The sequence below is a fragment of the Klebsiella sp. WP4-W18-ESBL-05 genome (genome assembly GCF_014169075.1).
Classification (GTDB): Bacteria; Pseudomonadota; Gammaproteobacteria; order Enterobacterales; family Enterobacteriaceae; genus Kluyvera; species Kluyvera ascorbata_B.
Window position 1 is genome coordinate 3,776,462 of sequence record NZ_AP022057.1, and the last position, 18,082, is coordinate 3,794,543.

Annotated in this window: 20 protein-coding genes; 3 read left to right on the top strand and 17 right to left on the bottom strand. The window is 56.9% G+C overall.

Going from position 1 to position 18,082, the window contains the following annotated elements:
- Positions 1-44 precede the first annotated feature (44 nt).
- Positions 45-2,606, top strand: coding sequence for a DNA mismatch repair protein MutS (mutS, locus tag H7R58_RS17995; protein WP_182930116.1), 2,562 nt, complete (start codon positions 45-47; stop codon positions 2,604-2,606).
- Between the two features lie 119 nt (positions 2,607-2,725).
- Here the strand turns inward: mutS and H7R58_RS18000 are convergent, their stop codons facing one another.
- The 4 genes from H7R58_RS18000 to H7R58_RS18015 form a co-directional block, all read right to left on the bottom strand.
- On the bottom strand, positions 2,726-2,878 hold the full coding sequence (locus tag H7R58_RS18000; RefSeq protein ID WP_106926090.1) for a Hok/Gef family protein: 153 nt from the start codon (positions 2,876-2,878) through the stop codon (positions 2,726-2,728).
- Positions 2,879-3,185: 307 nt separating this feature from the next.
- Positions 3,186-3,422, bottom strand: a complete 237-nt coding sequence (locus H7R58_RS18005; protein WP_106926088.1) for a non-oxidative hydroxyarylic acid decarboxylases subunit D — start codon at positions 3,420-3,422, stop codon at positions 3,186-3,188.
- Between the two features lie 10 nt (positions 3,423-3,432).
- On the bottom strand, positions 3,433-4,860 hold the full coding sequence (locus H7R58_RS18010) for a non-oxidative hydroxyarylic acid decarboxylases subunit C (protein WP_106926086.1): 1,428 nt from the start codon (positions 4,858-4,860) through the stop codon (positions 3,433-3,435).
- A complete protein-coding gene (locus tag H7R58_RS18015; RefSeq protein ID WP_106926084.1) occupies positions 4,860-5,453 on the bottom strand; it encodes a non-oxidative hydroxyarylic acid decarboxylases subunit B in 594 nt (197 codons plus the stop codon). The genes H7R58_RS18010 and H7R58_RS18015 overlap by 1 nt, the downstream gene beginning before the upstream one ends.
- Positions 5,454-5,594: 141 nt before the next feature.
- Between H7R58_RS18015 and H7R58_RS18020 the strand changes: the two genes are divergently transcribed.
- Positions 5,595-5,999 carry a MarR family winged helix-turn-helix transcriptional regulator gene (locus H7R58_RS18020; RefSeq protein WP_106926082.1) on the top strand — a complete coding sequence of 135 codons (405 nt, stop codon included), beginning with the start codon at positions 5,595-5,597 and terminating at the stop codon, positions 5,997-5,999.
- A gap of 61 nt (positions 6,000-6,060) precedes the next feature.
- On the opposite strand, the gene rpoS is transcribed toward H7R58_RS18020, so the two are convergent.
- The 12 genes from rpoS to cysD form a co-directional block, all read right to left on the bottom strand.
- A complete protein-coding gene (gene rpoS, locus H7R58_RS18025; protein WP_106926080.1) occupies positions 6,061-7,053 on the bottom strand; it encodes an RNA polymerase sigma factor RpoS in 993 nt (330 codons plus the stop codon).
- A 117-nt stretch (positions 7,054-7,170) separates the two neighbouring features.
- A complete protein-coding gene (nlpD, locus tag H7R58_RS18030) occupies positions 7,171-8,316 on the bottom strand; it encodes a murein hydrolase activator NlpD (protein WP_106926078.1) in 1,146 nt (381 codons plus the stop codon).
- 122 nt (positions 8,317-8,438) lie between these two features.
- Positions 8,439-9,068, bottom strand: a complete 630-nt coding sequence (locus H7R58_RS18035) for a protein-L-isoaspartate(D-aspartate) O-methyltransferase (protein WP_106926076.1) — start codon at positions 9,066-9,068, stop codon at positions 8,439-8,441.
- Positions 9,062-9,823, bottom strand: coding sequence for a 5'/3'-nucleotidase SurE (surE, locus tag H7R58_RS18040; protein ID WP_182930115.1), 762 nt, complete (start codon positions 9,821-9,823; stop codon positions 9,062-9,064). The genes H7R58_RS18035 and surE overlap by 7 nt, the downstream gene beginning before the upstream one ends.
- On the bottom strand, positions 9,804-10,853 hold the full coding sequence (truD, locus tag H7R58_RS18045; RefSeq protein WP_182930114.1) for a tRNA pseudouridine(13) synthase TruD: 1,050 nt from the start codon (positions 10,851-10,853) through the stop codon (positions 9,804-9,806). Before truD ends, surE begins: the two co-directional genes overlap by 20 nt.
- Entirely contained in the window at positions 10,850-11,329 is a 480-nt protein-coding gene (gene ispF, locus H7R58_RS18050; protein WP_106926070.1) for a 2-C-methyl-D-erythritol 2,4-cyclodiphosphate synthase, read from the bottom strand. Before ispF ends, truD begins: the two co-directional genes overlap by 4 nt.
- Positions 11,329-12,039 carry a 2-C-methyl-D-erythritol 4-phosphate cytidylyltransferase gene (gene ispD, locus H7R58_RS18055; protein ID WP_106926068.1) on the bottom strand — a complete coding sequence of 237 codons (711 nt, stop codon included), beginning with the start codon at positions 12,037-12,039 and terminating at the stop codon, positions 11,329-11,331. Before ispD ends, ispF begins: the two co-directional genes overlap by 1 nt.
- Positions 12,040-12,058: 19 nt before the next feature.
- Positions 12,059-12,376: a cell division protein FtsB gene (gene ftsB / locus H7R58_RS18060; protein WP_106926066.1), complete on the bottom strand. Its 318-nt coding sequence runs from the start codon at positions 12,374-12,376 to the stop codon at positions 12,059-12,061.
- A gap of 151 nt (positions 12,377-12,527) precedes the next feature.
- Positions 12,528-12,854, bottom strand: a complete 327-nt coding sequence (locus tag H7R58_RS18065) for a DUF3561 family protein (protein WP_106926064.1) — start codon at positions 12,852-12,854, stop codon at positions 12,528-12,530.
- A gap of 43 nt (positions 12,855-12,897) precedes the next feature.
- Complete coding sequence (cysC, locus tag H7R58_RS18070; protein ID WP_106926062.1) at positions 12,898-13,503, bottom strand: adenylyl-sulfate kinase; 606 nt, start codon at positions 13,501-13,503, stop codon at positions 12,898-12,900.
- Positions 13,503-14,930, bottom strand: coding sequence for a sulfate adenylyltransferase subunit CysN (cysN, locus tag H7R58_RS18075; RefSeq protein WP_106926059.1), 1,428 nt, complete (start codon positions 14,928-14,930; stop codon positions 13,503-13,505). The genes cysC and cysN overlap by 1 nt, the downstream gene beginning before the upstream one ends.
- 9 nt (positions 14,931-14,939) lie before the next feature.
- Positions 14,940-15,848: a sulfate adenylyltransferase subunit CysD gene (gene cysD / locus H7R58_RS18080; RefSeq protein ID WP_106926057.1), complete on the bottom strand. Its 909-nt coding sequence runs from the start codon at positions 15,846-15,848 to the stop codon at positions 14,940-14,942.
- Between the two features lie 312 nt (positions 15,849-16,160).
- Between cysD and H7R58_RS18085 the strand changes: the two genes are divergently transcribed.
- Positions 16,161-17,207 (top strand): aminopeptidase, encoded by a 1,047-nt coding sequence (locus tag H7R58_RS18085; protein WP_182930113.1) that lies wholly within the window; start codon positions 16,161-16,163, stop codon positions 17,205-17,207.
- Positions 17,208-17,270: 63 nt separating this feature from the next.
- Here the strand turns inward: H7R58_RS18085 and cysH are convergent, their stop codons facing one another.
- Positions 17,271-18,005 (bottom strand): phosphoadenosine phosphosulfate reductase, encoded by a 735-nt coding sequence (gene cysH, locus H7R58_RS18090; protein ID WP_106926053.1) that lies wholly within the window; start codon positions 18,003-18,005, stop codon positions 17,271-17,273.
- Positions 18,006-18,082: the final 77 nt, after the last annotated feature.

An 18,082-nucleotide genomic window follows, 5' to 3' on the forward strand; every position in this document is an offset into this window, starting at 1 on the left:
AACACTAACTCATTAAAAATTAATAGAATGGACATCACAAGCCGATGAGTACAATAGAAAATTTAGACTCACACACTCCAATGATGCAGCAGTATCTGAAGCTAAAAGCACAGCACCCGGAAATTCTGCTGTTCTACCGCATGGGCGACTTCTATGAACTGTTCTACGATGACGCAAAGCGCGCATCCCAGCTGCTGGACATCTCGCTGACCAAGCGCGGCGCCTCCGCCGGGGAGCCCATTCCAATGGCAGGTATTCCGCATCACGCGGTAGAAAACTACCTCGCCAAGCTGGTGAATCAGGGGGAGTCGGTCGCGATTTGTGAACAAATTGGCGACCCGGCCACCAGCAAAGGGCCGGTTGAACGTAAAGTGGTGCGTATCGTAACCCCCGGCACCATCAGCGATGAAGCGCTGTTGCAGGAGCGTCAGGACAATCTGCTGGCGGCTATCTGGCAGGATAACAAAGGCTACGGCTACGCGACGCTGGACATCAGCTCCGGGCGTTTCCGCCTGAGCGAACCCACCGACCGCGAAACCATGGCGGCAGAGCTGCAGCGTACCAATCCCGCCGAGCTGCTGTATGCCGAAGACTTCGCCGAGATGTCGCTGATTGAAGGCCGTCGCGGCCTGCGCCGCCGCCCGCTGTGGGAATTTGAAATCGACACCGCGCGCCAGCAGCTGAATATGCAGTTTGGCACTCGCGATCTGGTTGGCTTTGGCGTCGAAGGCGCGCCCCGGGGTCTGTGCGCCGCTGGCTGTCTGTTACAGTACGTAAAAGATACCCAGCGCACCTCGCTACCGCACATTCGATCCATCACCATGGACCGCCAGCAGGACAGCATTATTATGGACGCCGCCACCCGCCGGAATCTGGAAATTACCCAGAACCTGGCCGGGGGCGTAGAAAATACGCTGGCAGCCGTGCTGGACTGCACGGTAACCCCAATGGGCAGCCGCATGCTCAAACGCTGGCTGCATATGCCAGTACGCGACACAAAAATCCTTACCGAGCGTCAACAAACCATCGGCGCCCTGCAGGATGCCACCGCCGAGCTGCAGCCGGTGCTGCGCCAGGTAGGCGATCTGGAACGTATTCTCGCCCGTCTGGCGCTGCGTACCGCGCGCCCGCGCGACCTTGCCCGTATGCGCCATGCTTTTCAGCAGTTGCCAGAGCTGCGCGCTCAGTTGGCTAGCGTCGACAGCGCGCCGGTGCAGATGCTGCGTGAAAAAATGGGTGAATTTCGCGAACTGCGCGAGCTGCTGGAACGGGCGATCGTTGATGCGCCGCCGGTGCTGGTCCGCGACGGCGGGGTTATTGCCCCCGGCTATCACGCCGAACTGGACGAGTGGCGCGCGCTGGCCGATGGCGCGACCGACTACCTTGACCGCCTGGAAATTCGCGAGCGTGAACGTACCGGTCTGGACACGCTGAAGGTGGGCTATAACGCCGTCCACGGCTATTACATTCAGATCAGCCGCGGCCAAAGCCATCTGGCGCCCATCAACTACGTACGCCGCCAGACGCTGAAAAACGCCGAGCGCTATATCATCCCCGAGCTGAAAGAGTACGAGGACAAAGTGCTGACCTCAAAAGGCAAGGCGCTGGCGCTGGAAAAACAGCTGTATGACGAGCTGTTTGAGCTGCTGCTGCCGCATCTGGCCGATCTTCAGCAGAGTGCTAGCGCGTTAGCCGAGCTGGACGTGCTCATCAACCTCGCCGAGCGCGCATATACGCTGAACTACACCTGCCCTACCTTTACCGACAGGCCCGGCATTCGCATTACCGAAGGCCGCCATCCGGTAGTGGAACAGGTGCTTAACGAGCCGTTTATTGCCAACCCGCTAAACCTGTCGCCACAGCGCCGGATGTTAATCATCACCGGCCCCAATATGGGCGGTAAAAGTACCTATATGCGGCAAACGGCGCTGATTGCGCTGCTGGCCTATATCGGCAGCTACGTGCCGGCGCAAAGCGTCGAAATTGGCCCCATCGATCGTATTTTCACCCGCGTGGGCGCGGCGGACGATCTGGCATCCGGCCGCTCGACCTTTATGGTCGAGATGACTGAAACGGCCAACATTCTGCATAACGCCACCGAGCACAGCCTGGTCCTGATGGACGAAATTGGCCGCGGAACCTCAACCTATGACGGCCTGTCGCTGGCGTGGGCCTGCGCCGAGAGTCTGGCAAATAAAATCAAAGCGTTAACGCTGTTTGCCACCCATTACTTTGAGCTGACCCAACTGCCGGAAAAAATGGAAGGCGTAGCTAACGTGCACCTCGATGCGCTTGAGCACGGCGACACGATTGCCTTTATGCATAGCGTGCAGGACGGTGCGGCGAGTAAAAGCTACGGGCTGGCGGTCGCCCAGTTGGCTGGCGTGCCGAAAGACGTGATTAAGCGCGCGCGGCAGAAGCTGCGCGAGCTGGAAAGCCTCTCGCCAAATGCGGCTGCGACCCAGGTTGATGGTACGCAGATGTCGCTGCTGTCGGCACCAGAAGAGGTGTCGCCGGCGGTAGAAGCGCTGGAAGGTCTGGATCCGGATGCGTTAACCCCGCGGCAGGCGCTGGAGTGGATTTATCGGTTGAAAGGCATGGTGTAAATCGTTCCCGATGCCGCAGCGCGCGGCCGGGCTACGCCTGTAGCCCGGCAGGTGGAAATGAATGGGTGCTGGAGGGTAAACCCGGGCAGTCAATACGCGGGGTTGCCCCCGCGTCGTCGCTACTTCTTCGGTTCGTAAGCGAGAATAGCTTTAAACTCCATACCACGCTCCCGGATACTCAACTCACACAGCGAATCGCGCACCATTAGCGTGAACCCTAATGCTGTGGCACACAGCACGATGATTGCCACCAGGGCATACTTCGTCAGCATATCTTGCCTCCCTGCAAAGAAGAGACTAACATTCAAACTGTTCGGGTTTGTACGCTAGCCTCAGGTTGATAGAAATATCGTCTGGGGCTTTCGTCTTTCTGGAACCCTGAAAATGCTCAAAGCCCACAAAGCCTCAAGCACCCGCCGCTATTCTATGTCCGCTTGCCGCATCGCGAATAAATTCAGTCCGTTGCTACGAGGCTGCTCGCAAAATAAAAAAGCCCGGAGAGTCCGAGCTTTAGAGAGAGCGGGATGGCCTGATGGCGCTTCGCTTATCAGGCCTACCGACAGTTTGCCGACCCGTTTATCAGCGCTTATCTTCCGCCAGCAGCGGCGGAATGCTCGGCACCATCGGCGCGTCGTCGATATCCTTCTGCGTCATGCGGAACGCTTCCGGGTAATGTTCGCGATGGGTGCGGCGTAGCGGCTCGGTATCTCGCCAGGTGTACAGACAGTGCTGGCACTGGTATACGGTCCAGACATCTTTGACCGGCGATTTTGCCATGATTTCAATATGTTCATCGGCGCAACGTGGGCAAATCATCATTTTCTCCTTACTTGCGGTTAGCCAACATAGCGGTCAGTTTTTCAGCCCATGCTTTCGTTTCAGGCAGATCCTGTACGGGCTGGCTGTAGTGACCGCGGTTGTCCGGCGCAACCGGGGTCGTCGCGTCGATAATCAGTTTGTCGGTAATTCCCGCCGGGCTTGATCCCGGATCGAGTTCCAGTACCGACATGTTCGGCAGTTGCACCAGATCGCCCGCCGGATTGACCTTCGAGGAGAGCGCCCACATCACCTGCGGCAGGTTGAACGGGTCAACGTCTTCGTCAACCATAATCACCATCTTCACGTACCCCAGGCCGTGCGGCGTCGTCATTGCACGCAGCCCGACCGCGCGGGCGAAGCCGCCGTAGCGTTTTTTAGTGGAGATAATCGCCAGCAGGCCGTGGGTGTACATCGCATTCACCGCCTGCACTTCCGGGAATTCAGCCTTCAGCTGCTGGTACAGCGGCACGCAGGTCGCCGGCCCCATCAGGTAGTCGATTTCGGTCCACGGCATGCCGAGGTAGAGCGATTCAAAAATCGGTTTTGTACGGTAGGAAACTTTGTCGATGCGCACCACGGTCATGTTGCGACCGCCGGAGTAGTGACCGGTGAATTCACCAAACGGACCTTCAATTTCACGCTTACGGCCTTCGATTACCCCTTCGATAATCACTTCCGAGCCCCACGGTACGTCGAAACCGGTCAGCGGCGCGGTGGCAATGGGGTACGGGCTTTCACGCAGCGCGCCGGCCATTTCATATTCGGACTGATCGTACTTCAGCGGCGTGGCGCCCATCAGGGTGATGATCGGGTCGTTGCCCAGGGTAATGGCGATCGGTAAATCCTCACCGCGCTCTTCCGCTTTATGCAGGTGCAGCGCAATGTCGTGCATCGGCACCGGCTGCAGGCCAAGCTTGCGCTTGCCCTTCACTTCCATACGGTAAATACCGACGTTCTGCTTGCCGAAGTTATCCGGGTCCAACGGGTCACGCGAGACAACGCACGCTTTGTCGAGGTAGAAGCCCCCGTCGCCGTCATTCAGGCGGAACAGCGGCAGGATGTCGAACAGGTTAATGTCGTCACCGTCGACGGTGTTTTCCGCCCATGCCGGGTTAGCACGGCGTTCCGGGGCAATCGGAAAGTTGTCCCAACGGCGAATAAATTCATCAATCTGCTTTTTAACCGGCGTGTTGATTGGCAATCCCATCGAGATGGCATGGTTCTGCCATGAGCCAATCGTGTTCATCACCACACGCGCATCGGTAAAGCCGCGAATATTGTCAAACCACAGCGCAGGTGCGCCGTCGCCAATGCGCCCGGTCGCATTGGCCGCCGCCGCCAGATCCGGCTCGGCGTTAACCTCTTCGCTTATTTTGAGCAGCTGACCCTGGTCCTCCAGCGCCTGCAAGAACCCGCGTAAATCATCAAAAGCCATTATGCATTCTCCTGTGAAAGTGGTGTCGCCGTCGACAGCCCCTGCCAGCGGCGCGCCTTATCATGTTTGAGGCCGAACTGATCGAGCACGCGGGTCACCACGTGCTGCACGATGTCGTCCACCGTTTCCGGATGGTTATAAAACGCCGGCATAGGTGGCACCATGGCAACGCCCATGCGCGAGAGCGCCAGCATGTTTTCCAGATGAATGGTGCTAAGCGGCATTTCGCGCGGCACCAGCACCAGCTTGCGCCCTTCTTTCAATACGACGTCGGCCGCACGGCCAACGAGACCATCGGCATATCCCGCGCGAATACCGGCAAGCGTTTTCATACTGCAGGGGATCACAATCATGCCGTCGGTCTGGAATGAGCCGGAAGAGATGGTCGCAGCCTGATCGGCCGGGCTATGGCTGAAGTCGGCCATTGCCGCCACTTCGCGCACGGTCCACGGGGTTTCCAGTTCGATGGTGGTTTTGGCCCATTTCGACATCACCAGATGCGTTTCCACCTCCGGCATGTCGCGCAGCGCCTGCAGAAGCGCAACACCCAACGGTGCGCCGGTTGCGCCGGTCATGCCAATAATCAGTCTCATCGTTCACCTCAAATTTGTTCGTGTACGAACAATGTACTTAACCTACTCCTGTCGACGGTATCTGACAAGGTCGTTCGCATTTTTTGTTCAATGACACGTGAGCGGCTATCATAGTCGCAGGGTTATCGTCGGAGAGCGTTCGTGGAAATTAAAAATGAAGCCTTTCACCTGCTTCGCCATCTTTTTCAGCAACATACATCACGCTGGCAGCAAGAGCTGCCCGAGCTGACGAAACCGCAATACGCGGTGATGCGCTCCATTGCCGAATGCCCCGGTATTGAGCAGGTGGCGTTGACCAGCGTGGCGGTCAGCACGAAAGCCACGCTGGCTGAGATGTTGAGCAGGATGGAAACGCGCGGATGGGTCAAACGCGAGCACGATCCCGACGATAAGCGCCGTCGGTTCGTCTTTTTAACGCCGGAAGGTGAAGCGCTGCTGGCGGCCAGTCAGCCGGTGGGGAATCGCGTCGATAATGAATTTTTACAGCGCTTAACCGCCGAAGAGCAGCAGCAGTTTACGCAGTTGATTCGTAAAATGATGGACTAGCGCGGAAAAATGGCAAAGAAAAAGGCCAGTCTCTCGACTGACCTCTTTGAATAAAACAGGCTTATTCGCGGAACAGCGCTTCGATATTCAGCCCCTGCGTCTGCAGGATTTCACGCAGACGGCGCAGACCTTCAACCTGAATCTGACGCACGCGTTCGCGGGTCAGGCCAATCTCGCGGCCGACATCTTCCAGCGTCGCTGCTTCATACCCCAACAGACCAAAACGACGCGCCAGCACTTCTCGTTGTTTGGCGTTCAGTTCGAACAGCCATTTCACGATGCTTTGCTTCATGTCATCGTCCTGCGTGGTGTCTTCCGGACCGTTTTCATTTTCATCGGCCAGGATATCCAGCAGCGCTTTCTCAGAATCCCCCCCCAGAGGGGTATCAACTGAGGTGATGCGTTCATTGAGACGCAGCATACGGCTAACGTCATCAACCGGCTTATCCAGCTGTTCAGCTATCTCTTCTGCGCTCGGTTCATGGTCCAATTTATGGGACAGCTCGCGCGCGGTACGCAGATAGACGTTCAGCTCTTTAACGATATGGATAGGCAGACGGATGGTACGGGTTTGGTTCATGATAGCCCGTTCAATCGTCTGACGAATCCACCAGGTGGCATAGGTTGAGAAACGGAACCCACGCTCCGGGTCAAACTTCTCTACGGCACGAATCAACCCCAGGTTGCCCTCTTCGATCAGATCCAGCAGCGCCAGACCACGATTGCCATAACGGCGGGCAATTTTCACCACCAGACGGAGGTTGCTTTCAATCATCCGACGGCGTGAGGCCACATCGCCACGCAGAGCACGGCGTGCAAAATAGACTTCTTCTTCAGCGGTCAATAACGGAGAATAGCCGATCTCGCCTAAGTACAGCTGGGTCGCATCGAGTACACGTTGAGTAGCACCCTGCGATAAGAGCTCTTCTTCTGCGAGTTCGTTGTCACTGGGTTCCTCTTCATTTAAGGCCTTCTCATCGAACGCCTCTACTCCATTCTCATCAAATTCCGCGTCTTCATTTAAATCATGAACTTTCAGCGTATTCTGACTCATTTTAAGGTGGCACCTACCCGTGATCCCCAGGCAATGCACCTTATCATGTCACTCTTCAGGCGACCTCTGCGGCTGCCGATGCCGCCTGAAAGCGTTCATGTGAAGGACTTTGCCGACTTATCGCTGCGGTAAGTACTGCAGCGGGTTGACGGATTTCCCCTTGTAACGAATTTCAAAATGCAAACGTGTTGAACTGGTTCCGGTGCTACCCATGGTAGCGATTTTCTGCCCCGCCTTGACGTCCTGTTGTTCCCGGACCAGCATTGTATCGTTATGAGCGTAGGCACTCAGGTAATCATCGTTGTGTTTGATGATAATAAGATTACCGTAACCGCGCAGTGCGTTACCGGCATAGACGACGCGCCCATCGGCGGTTGCGACGATTGCCTGTCCTTTACTGCCCGCAATATCGATGCCTTTATTGCCACCGTCGGTGCCGCTAAAGTTTTCGATGATCTTGCCGTCAGTCGGCCAGCGCCATGAAGAAATTGGCGAACTGGTTGAAGTACTGCTGGCAGTCGGTACGGTCGTGCTCGCAGTCGGTGCCGTTACAGGCGCTGTGACAGTCGTCGCAGGCTTGTTGTTAGGCAACATTTTGTTAGCACTTTGTTCACCTGAATCCTCAGAATACGTAATTGTCGGAGTCGACGCAACAACCGCGGTTGATTTTTGTGCAGGTTTTGAGACTAATCCGGTATTTCCACCGCTGGCCTGCGCGCTGGCCACAGCGACCGGGTTATTGCCGGTAATCGGCTGGCCGGAAGCGTTGCCGACCTGCAGTACCTGACCCACGTTCAACGCGTACGGGGCCGCCACGTTATTACGCTGCGCCAGGTCACGGAAGTCGTTGCCGGTCACCCAGGCAATGTAGAACAGCGTGTCGCCGTGTTTGACCGTATAGGTGCTGCCACCGGTGTAGCTGCCTTTTGGAATATCGCCGTATTTACGGTTGTAGACGATATGGCCGTTCTGCATCTGCACCGGCTGCTCGGCAACGGGCTGAGACACGCGAGGCTGGGTTTGAACGGGCTGGGTCTGCACCGGCTGTACCGGCTGAATCTGAGGCGTTGACTGCGCCGTGCTGCCCATTTTTGGCGGCGGCGTAATCAGCATGCCGGAGTTGGTGCTGCTGGTGCCACCGCTGTTCACGGAGCTCACTGGCGCTGGCGCATTATTTGAAGAAGAACAGCCGGCCAGCCAAAGTGAAACCAGTGATAATGCCACAACACGATTGACGGTAAATTTAGGGCTTCCCGCGCTCATTTATCCCCCAGGAATAGGTTAACTGCCAGTGACTTAATACCGTGCAACGCAGGTGATGAACACTGGAAAATATGCTCACCATACGCTGAATTGGGCTGAAAACCCTCAGAAAAATCCGGGTCTCAGGCCAGTTCCCCCTTAACAAGAGGAACGAAGCGAACGGCCTCAACGGTATCAATAATAAATTCGTCTCCCCGCCGATGAACGCGCTTAAGATACTGCTGATCATCGCCCACGGGTAAAACGAGAATTCCGCCTTCATCCAGCTGCGACATCAGCGCAACCGGGATCTCCAGCGGAGCCGCCGTCACGATGATGGCGTCAAACGGGGCGCGTGCCTGCCACCCCTGCCAGCCATCACCGTGGCGGGTAGATACATTATGCAAATCAAGCTGCTTCAGGCGACGCCTGGCGTGCCATTGCAGACTTTTGATGCGCTCAACCGAGCAGACGTGATGCACCAGATGCGCCAGAATCGCCGTCTGATAGCCTGAACCGGTGCCGATTTCCAGCACCCGGGACTCCGGCGTCAGCTCCAGCAGCTCGGTCATCCGCGCCACCATATACGGCTGCGAAATCGTCTGCCCCTGACCTATCGGTAGCGCAACGTTCTCCCACGCATTGTGTTCGAACGCTTCATCAATAAATTTATCGCGCGGCACCTGCGCCATTGCCTCAAGCACGCGCTCATCGCGTATGCCCAGCTGACGAAGCTGATTAAGCAGGCTCTGGATACGTTTACTGACTACCATTGTGTATCGACCCTCGCCTGCTCAAGCCAGCCGGTGACCACGTCGTGGGCGCTGTGTGCCGTGAGATCGACATGCAGCGGCGTAACCGACACGTAGCCGGCATCAACGGCAGCAAAATCGGTATCCGGGCCGGCATCGCATTTGTCGCCCGGCGGGCCAATCCAGTAGAGCGTATTACCGCGCGGATCCTGCTGCGGGATGACTTTATCCGCCGGATGGCGGCTGCCACAGCGGGTAACGCGAATCCCTTTGATTTGATCGAGCGGCAGATCCGGAACGTTCACGTTCAGGATACGCCCGGTACGCAGCGGTTCGCGAGAAAGCGCCCGCAGCAGCGAGCAGGTCACGGCGGCAGCAGTATCGTAGTGCTGATGACCGTTCAACGACACCGCCAGCGCGGGAAAGCCTAAATGGCGGCCTTCCATCGCGGCCGCCACCGTGCCGGAGTAAATGACGTCATCGCCCAGATTGGGCCCGGCATTGATGCCGGAGACCACGATATCAGGGCGCGGGCGCATCAGCGCATTGACGCCCAGATAGACGCAGTCCGTCGGGGTGCCCATTTGTACGGCGATGTCGCCATTATCGAAAGTGAAGGTACGAAGCGAGGATTCCAGCGTCAGTGAGTTCGATGCGCCGCTGCGGTTACGATCGGGTGCAACTACCTGAACCTCGGCAAACTCCCGCAAGGCTCTGGCCAGCGTCTGAATACCTGGCGCATGGATCCCGTCATCGTTACTCAGCAATATTCGCATAATCACCTGTTGTATTGATAAGTTCCCTTACCACGCTGGTTGCAAAGCTGCCCGCCGGAAGCCAGAAACGCAGTTCGACGGTAACGTCGTCCCACCAGTTCCAGCTTAGCTGCTGTGGATACAGCAGCATCGCGCGACGCGCGGCCTCGACTTTTTCGCGCAGCAGCAGCGACTGCAACGCCGTCTCGTCGGCCAGCACGGTCTGTTCAAATTCCAGGGCGCTACGCTGTGGCCCCCAGTCGCCGCTCCCGGGCAGCGCTGCGGTAATCATCAATTCACGCGCGTCGACGCGAGCCTGCAATTCGGCCCGCTCTTCTTCGCTGGCAACAAACCAGCTGCCGCGTCCCGCTAATTGTAGCGCATCGCCGTCAACAACTTGATTAAAGTCCAGTTTTTTTAGGCGCTCGCTCACTAGCTGATTAAACAACGCGCTGCGGGCCGCCGACAACCAAAAACTGCGTTTATTCCGATCGCGTACCGGCGCGCCGCTTTCTGCCCAGCGCAGTGCGCCCTGCAGGTTGCTGCCGCCGATGCCGAAACGCTGGGCCCCGAAGTAATTTGGCACGCCGCGCTCGGCGATGGCCTGCAGGCGCGCCTCAACGTCGTCACGCCCGCGAACCTCGCGTAGCACCAGCGTAAACTGGTTGCCCTTCAGCGCCCCTAAACGCAGCTTACGCTTATGGCGGGCATATTCCAGCACCTGACAACCTTCAAGCTGAAACTGGCTTAAATCCGGCATGGTATTGCCCGGCACGCGTGCGCATAGCCACTGTTCGGTCACCGCATGCTTATCTTTCTGCCCGGCAAAGCTCACTTCGCGGGCGTGGATTTTCAAAAACTTCGCCAGCGCGTCGGCCACAAATCGGGTGTTGCAGCCATTTTTCAGGATGCGTACCAGAATATGCTCGCCTTCGCCGTCAGGCTCAAAGCCTAAATCTTCGACCACCAGAAAATCTTCCGGATTGGCCTTTAACTGCCCCGTCCCCTGCGGTTTACCGTGCAGCCAGGTGAGTTCATCAAACTGAATCATGACGTTGCCTTATGCAGCAGTGCGACCGCCTCACAGGCGATACCCTCGCCGCGCCCGGTAAAGCCGAGCTTCTCGGTGGTGGTCGCTTTGACGTTAACATCGTCCATATGACAGCCGAGGTCTTCGGCAATAAAAACGCGCATCTGCGGAATGTGCGGCAGCATTTTCGGCGCCTGGGCGATAATCGTGACGTCGACGTTTCCCAGCGTGTAGCCTTTGGCCTGAACCCGTTTCCACGCTTCGCGCAGCAGCGCGCGGCTGTCGGCGCCTTTAAACGCCGGATCGGTGTCCGGGAACAGCTTGCCAATATCACCCAGCGCCGCAGCGCCCAGCAGCGCGTCGGTCAGCGCGTGCAGCGCAACGTCGCCATCAGAGTGCGCCAGCAGCCCTTTTTCGTAAGGGATACGCACGCCGCCAATGATAATCGGGCCAACGCCCCCAAAGGCGTGTACGTCAAAACCGTGTCCAATTCGCATTATGCATTCTCCGGGTTACCCGAGCGGGTGAGGTAAAATTCAGCGAGCGCCAGGTCTTCCGGGCGAGTCACTTTAATATTATCAGCGCGTCCGGCGATCAACTCGGGGTGAAAGCCACAATATTCTAATGCCGATGCTTCATCGGTGATCGACGCACCGTCGTTCAGCGCGCGGGTCAGGCACGCTAACAGCAGCTCGCGCGGGAAAAATTGCGGCGTCAATGCGTGCCACAGATCGTTACGATCGACGGTATGCGCAATGGCCACTTTCCCCGGTTCGGCGCGCTTCATGGTATCGCGCACCGGTGCGGCCAGAATGCCGCCCACGCGGCTACGTTCGCTGAGCGCGAGCAGACGAGCAAGGTCGTCCTGATGCAGACACGGGCGTGCGGCATCATGCACCAGCACCCATTCGGCATCATCAATCGCACGCAGGCCCGCCAGCACGGAATCGGCACGTTCGGCACCGCCTTCTACGACGGTAATCTGAGGATGTTGCGCAAGAGGAAGCTGCGCGAAGCGTTCGTCTCCGGCAGAGACGGCGATAATCACCCGCTGGACGCGGGCGTTAGCCAGCAGCGCATCCACCGAGTGTTCAAGAATCGTTTTGTTACCGATTGAGAGATATTGCTTTGGGCAGTCCGTTTGCATGCGGCGGCCAAATCCGGCTGCCGGCACCACGGCGCATACGCCCGGAAAAGTCACGGCCATGTCGTCATCCTGGGACTGGTTATCGATTAGTTTGCGTTTGCCCCGCGCTCTGCGTGCGCTTAGACGCATCCGGAACCAGACGATAAAACGTTTCGCCCGGACGGGTCATGCTGAGTTCGTTACGCGCGCGTTCCTCGATCGCTTCCTGACCGCCGTTGAGATCGTCAATTTCAGCGAAAAGCTGATCGTTACGCGCTTTTAATTTTGCGTTCGTTGATTGTTGTACGGATACATCATCACGGACCCTGCTAAAGTCATGCAGGCCGTTTTTTCCAAACCACAACGAATATTGTAGCCAGACCAGCAAAGCCAGTAATAGCAGCGTTAATTTACCCATCCTGCCCCCTGAAAAACGGCACTATCATCCCATAACTCGCCGTCATACTCCACTCCGGCCGCGGGCAATACCGTATATCGCCGGAAATGTACCACATTTCACCCGCACAGGGGACCGGCTAACGCGCTGGACCAGGCCGACTGCGCAAGGATTAACTCATAATCCACATAAATAACAAGCTGCACAGCACGGCAACGGTCAGCAGCGTGGCAACAATAGTGTAGGCAAGTTTGCCTTTCATCAGCGAATGAAAAGCCACGCCAACGACAACCGATACCGGCATCAGGGCAAGGAAAAAAGGCCAGGTGTAGAGGAAGAAGAACAGCGTGTTATTGCCGTAGTGCAGGTAGGGAATTCCCAGCGCCATCAACCACGCCGCAAAGCCAACAAAGGCCCCTGACAAAGACCAGGTGGTTTCGTCATAAGCAGGGGCGAGTGACTCGGGCGGGGCCACGTTGATGTTCTGAGTATTACGCATAAATAATCCTGTTAGGTCGGAGCAGGCACACGCCGACACGTTTTCAGGATCTGATAATATCGCTCTGCCTCAGTAGATCTAATAATTGAGCCACCAAATTTGTTACTAATTGTTCACCGTCGAGATGGATTGCTGGTCGCTCGGGAGATTCATATGATGAATCAATCCCGGTAAAATTACGCAGCTCGCCGGCGCGCGCTTTTTTGTACAACCCTTTTGGGTCGCGCGCTTCGCAAATGGCCAGCGGCGTATCAACGAACACTTCAAAAAAGCGTCCCTCGCCGACGCGTTCACGCACCATCTGACGCTCAGCGCGGTGTGGCGAGATAAAGGCCGTTAATACCACCAGCCCGGCATCCACCATCAGCTTTGCCACTTCGCCAACGCGACGGATGTTCTCTTTACGAGAGTCATCAGTAAAGCCCAGATCGTTGCACAAGCCGTGACGTACGTTATCGCCGTCCAGCAAATAGGTGCTGACGCCCAGCTCGTGCAATGCCTCTTCCAGCGCTCCGGCTACGGTTGATTTGCCCGATCCCGACAGACCGGTAAACCACAGCACAACGCCACGGTGACCGTGGAGTTGTTCGCGCTGCTGGGCGGTGACGGGATGCGCGTGCCAGACCACGTTCTCGTCGTGTGCCGCCATTATTTGCCTCCCAGCAAATCGCGCGCGCCCCAGTGCGGGAAGTGCTTACGCACCAGCGCATTCAGCTCCAGCTCAAAGGCACTGTAGTCAGTATTGACCACCGCCTGCTGGGTATTGGGCTCGCGAACCATACCGGCACCCACGGTAACGTTGCTTAACCGATCGATAAAGATAAGCCCGCCGGTCACCGGGTTTTCCTGGTATTTATCCAGCACCAACGGCTCGTCAAAGGTCAGATCCACCAGACCTATCCCGTTCAGCGGCAGCGCTTCCACTTCACGCTGGGTCAGGTTGTTGATGTCCACCTGGTACTGAATGCCGTCGACACGTGCGCGCGTCTTCTTGCCGGCAACCTTAATGTCATAGCTCTGCCCCGCCGCAAGCGGCTGTTCGGCCATCCACACCACATCAACGCTGGCGCGCTGTACCGACGGCAGCGCGTCCTTCGCGTCAAGCAGCAGGTCACCGCGGCTGATGTCGATTTCATCTTTCAGCACCAGCGTAATGGCTTCACCGGCGGCCGCTTCCTGCAGGTCACCGTCGAAGGTGACGATACGCGCAACGGTTGACTCAACGCCTGACGGCAGCACCTTGATGCGCTGGCCGACCTTCACGGTGCCGGAAGCCAGCGTGCCGGAGAAGCCGCGGAAGTCCAGGTTCGGGCGGTTAACATACTGTACGGGGAAACGCATCGGCTGGCTGTCGACCGTGCGGCGAATCGCTACAGTTTCCAATACTTCCAGCAGCGTCGGGCCGCTGTACCACGGCAGCTTTTCGCTGCTGTTGGCCACGTTATCGCCTTCCAGCGCGGAGAGAGGCACAAAGCGAATATCCAGATTGCCCGGCAGCTGCTCAGCAAAGGTCAAATATTCTTCGCGAATGCGGTTAAAGGTCTCTTCGCTATAGTCGACGAGATCCATTTTGTTGACTGCCACGACCAGGTGTTTGATACCCAGCAGCGTTGAAATAAAGCTGTGACGACGAGTCTGATCGAGCACACCTTTACGCGCGTCAATCAGCAGGATCGCCAGGTCGCAGGTGGATGCACCGGTGGCCATATTTCGGGTGTACTGCTCGTGCCCCGGGGTGTCGGCGATGATGAATTTGCGCTTCTCAGTCGAAAAATAGCGGTAGGCCACGTCAATGGTGATGCCTTGCTCACGCTCGGCCTGCAGGCCATCCACCAGCAGCGCCAGATCAAGCTTCTCGCCCTGGGTACCGTGGCGTTTGCTGTCATTGTGCAGCGAGGACAGCTGGTCTTCGTAAATCTGGCGCGTGTCGTGCAGCAGGCGGCCAATCAGCGTACTTTTACCGTCATCCACGCTGCCGCAGGTCAGAAAGCGCAGCAGGCTTTTATGCTGCTGAGCGTGCAGGTATGCTTCCACGCCGCCTTCGTCGGCAATTTGTTGTGCAATAGTGGTGTTCATGGCGGCTCCTTAGAAATAACCCTGACGTTTTTTAAGCTCCATGGAGCCGGCCTGGTCGCGGTCAATCACGCGCCCCTGGCGTTCACTGGTGGTTGAGACCAGCATCTCTTCGATGATTTCCGGCAGCGACTGCGCGTCGGACTCTACCGCGCCGGTCAGCGGCCAGCATCCCAGGGTACGGAAACGCACCATGCGTTTTTTGATCACTTCGCCTGGCTGCAAATCAATCCTATCGTCGTCGATCATCATCAGCATGCCGTCACGCTCCAGCACCGGACGCTCGGCGGCCAGGTACAGCGGAACAATCTCGATGTTTTCCAGATAGATATACTGCCAGATATCCAGCTCGGTCCAGTTAGAGAGCGGGAACACGCGAATGCTTTCACCTTTGTTGATCTGGCCGTTGTAGTTGTGCCACAGCTCCGGGCGCTGATTTTTCGGGTCCCAGCGGTGGAAGCGGTCGCGGAAGGAGTAAATGCGCTCTTTAGCGCGCGACTTTTCTTCATCGCGACGCGCGCCGCCGAATGCGGCATCAAAGCCGTATTTATTCAGCGCCTGCTTAAGGCCTTCGGTTTTCATAATGTCAGTATGCTTGGCGCTACCGTGGACAAACGGGTTAATGCCCATAGCCACCCCTTCCGGGTTTTTATGCACCAGCAGCTCGCAGCCGTAGGCCTTGGCGGTACGATCGCGAAACTCGTACATTTCACGGAATTTCCAGCCGGTATCGACGTGCAGCAGCGGGAACGGCAGCGTACCGGGGTAAAACGCCTTGCGCGCCAGATGCAGCATCACGCTGGAATCTTTACCGATGGAGTACATCATCACCGGATTGGAAAATTCGGCGGCCACCTCACGGATGATATGGATGCTTTCCGCCTCCAGTTGCCGCAGGTGAGTAAGTCGTTTTTGGTCCATAACCGTTCCTTAAGCCTGATTCATTGCACGTCTGTTGTGTTGAGGGCCGATCTTGTCGTTGGCGCTTATTGGGTCGTGCTACAACTCGCTAACAATCAGCAATAGAGGGACTATAGGGGTAGGTTTAGACCAAATGAAATTACGAAAAGGAATGAGTAGTTACTCAAAGGAATAACGCCCTGGAAAAGCAAATATCAAAAAGTGCTTAACATGCTATTTTTCGGGCATTTAAGCGTATTGGAAATTGTGTAATGAAAACCTTGGTTTCATACTAGGCGCGTCTATTTTTTTGCACTGTTGTAAGGACGTCCTATGTTCTCCGCACTGCGCCACTGCATGGCAGCCCTGGCGCTCGGCGTATGTCTTACCCTCCCGGCGCACGCGGCATCCGCTTCGCTGGGCGCTATCGCCAATACGCAGGCTCGCTATATCGCCACTTATTTTCCCGGCCGCATTACCGGCACACCGGCGGAAATGCTCTCCGCAGACTACATTCGCCAGCAGTTTGCGCAAATGGGCTACCAGAGCGATATCCGCACGTTTCACAGCCGCTATATCTACACCAGCAAAGATAACCGTAAGAACTGGCATAACGTGGTCGGCAGCACCGTCATTGCCGCGCATGAAGGTCAATCCAGTCAGCAAATTATCATCATGGCACATCTGGATACCTACGCCCCGCGCAGCGACAGCGACGTTGAGCAGAATTTTGGCGGCCTGACGCTACAGGGCATTGATGATAACGCGCTGGGCCTGGGCGTGATGCTGGAGCTGGCTGAGCGCTTTAAAGATATTCCCACCCAGTACGGTATTCGTTTTATTGCCACCAGCGGCGAAGAGGAAGGCAAACTCGGCGCAGAGAATTTACTTAAACGCATGAGCAGCGCGGAGAAGAAAAATACTCTGCTGGTCATTAACCTCGATAACCTCGTCGTTGGCGATAAACTCTATTTTAACAGCGGCGTAAAAACGCCTGCCTCGGTGCGCAAACTCACCCGCGATCGCGCGCTGACGCTGGCCCGCAGCCACGGTATTGCCGCCGCGACGAATCCGGGCCTTAATCCTCAGTATCCGCAGGGCACCGGCTGCTGTAACGACGCAGAAGTGTTTGATAAAGCAGGTATTCCTGTCCTGTCTATTGAGGCGACTAACTGGTCGCTCGGCAAAAAAGACGGTTACCAGCAGCGCGCCAAAAGCGCCAGCTTCCCGGACGGCACCAGCTGGCATAATGCGCAGCTCGATAACCAGCAGCATATTGATAAAGCGCTACCGGGGCGCATTGAGCACCGCAGCCGCGATGTGGTGAAAGTGATGATGCCGCTGATGAAAGAGCTGGCGAAGGCGGGAAAGCACAGCTAACCCGTCTCCCTTAAAAAAGCCCCCGGTACGGAGCCGGGGGCGTGAAATGTGCAGAAAAAGACCTTAGCCTTCGTGCAGCCCGCACTCGCGCTTGAGCCCAAAGAATCGCGTCTCTTCTTCCGCCATCCCCGGTTCCCACTTACGGGTGGTATGCGTATCGCCCACCGACAGATAGCCCTGATCCCACAGCGGATGGTATTTCAGGCCGTGCTTTTGCAGGTACTGATACACCGTGCGGTTATCCCAGTCGATGATCGGCAGCACCTTAAAGACCCCGCGCTGAATCGCCAGCACCGGTAGCGTGGCGCGGCTACCGGACTGTTCGCGGCGCAGACCGGCAAACCAGGTTTGCGCGTTGAGCTCTTTCAGCGCCCGGTTCATCGGCTCAACCTTGTTGATGTCATTGTATTTCTCAATGCCTTCGACGCCCTGCTCCCACAGCTTACCGTAGCGTGCTTCCTGCCAGGCCGCGCTCTCTTTCGCGCGATAAACCTGCAGATTCAGCTTGAGTTTGTCCGTTAACTCATCAATAAACTGGTAGGTTTCCGGGAACAGGTAGCCGGTATCGGTCAGGATCACCGGGATATCCGGGCGAATCTGATTCACCAGATGCAGGCTTACTGCGGCCTGAATACCGAAGCTTGATGACAGCACATATTCACCTGGCAGGTTTTCCAGCGCCCACGCCACGCGTTCCTCGGCGCTCAGCTTTTCCAGTTCGGCGTTGGTTTCAGCCAGCGCCAGCACGCGATCGACTTTTGGCAGGTCGTTCAGCGCGTTGAGATCGAGTTTGGACATAAGTTCCTCGCTGTTTGCCTTGCCTGATGGCGCTGCGCTTATCAGGCCTACGCGGTTGGTAGGCCGGATAAAGCATT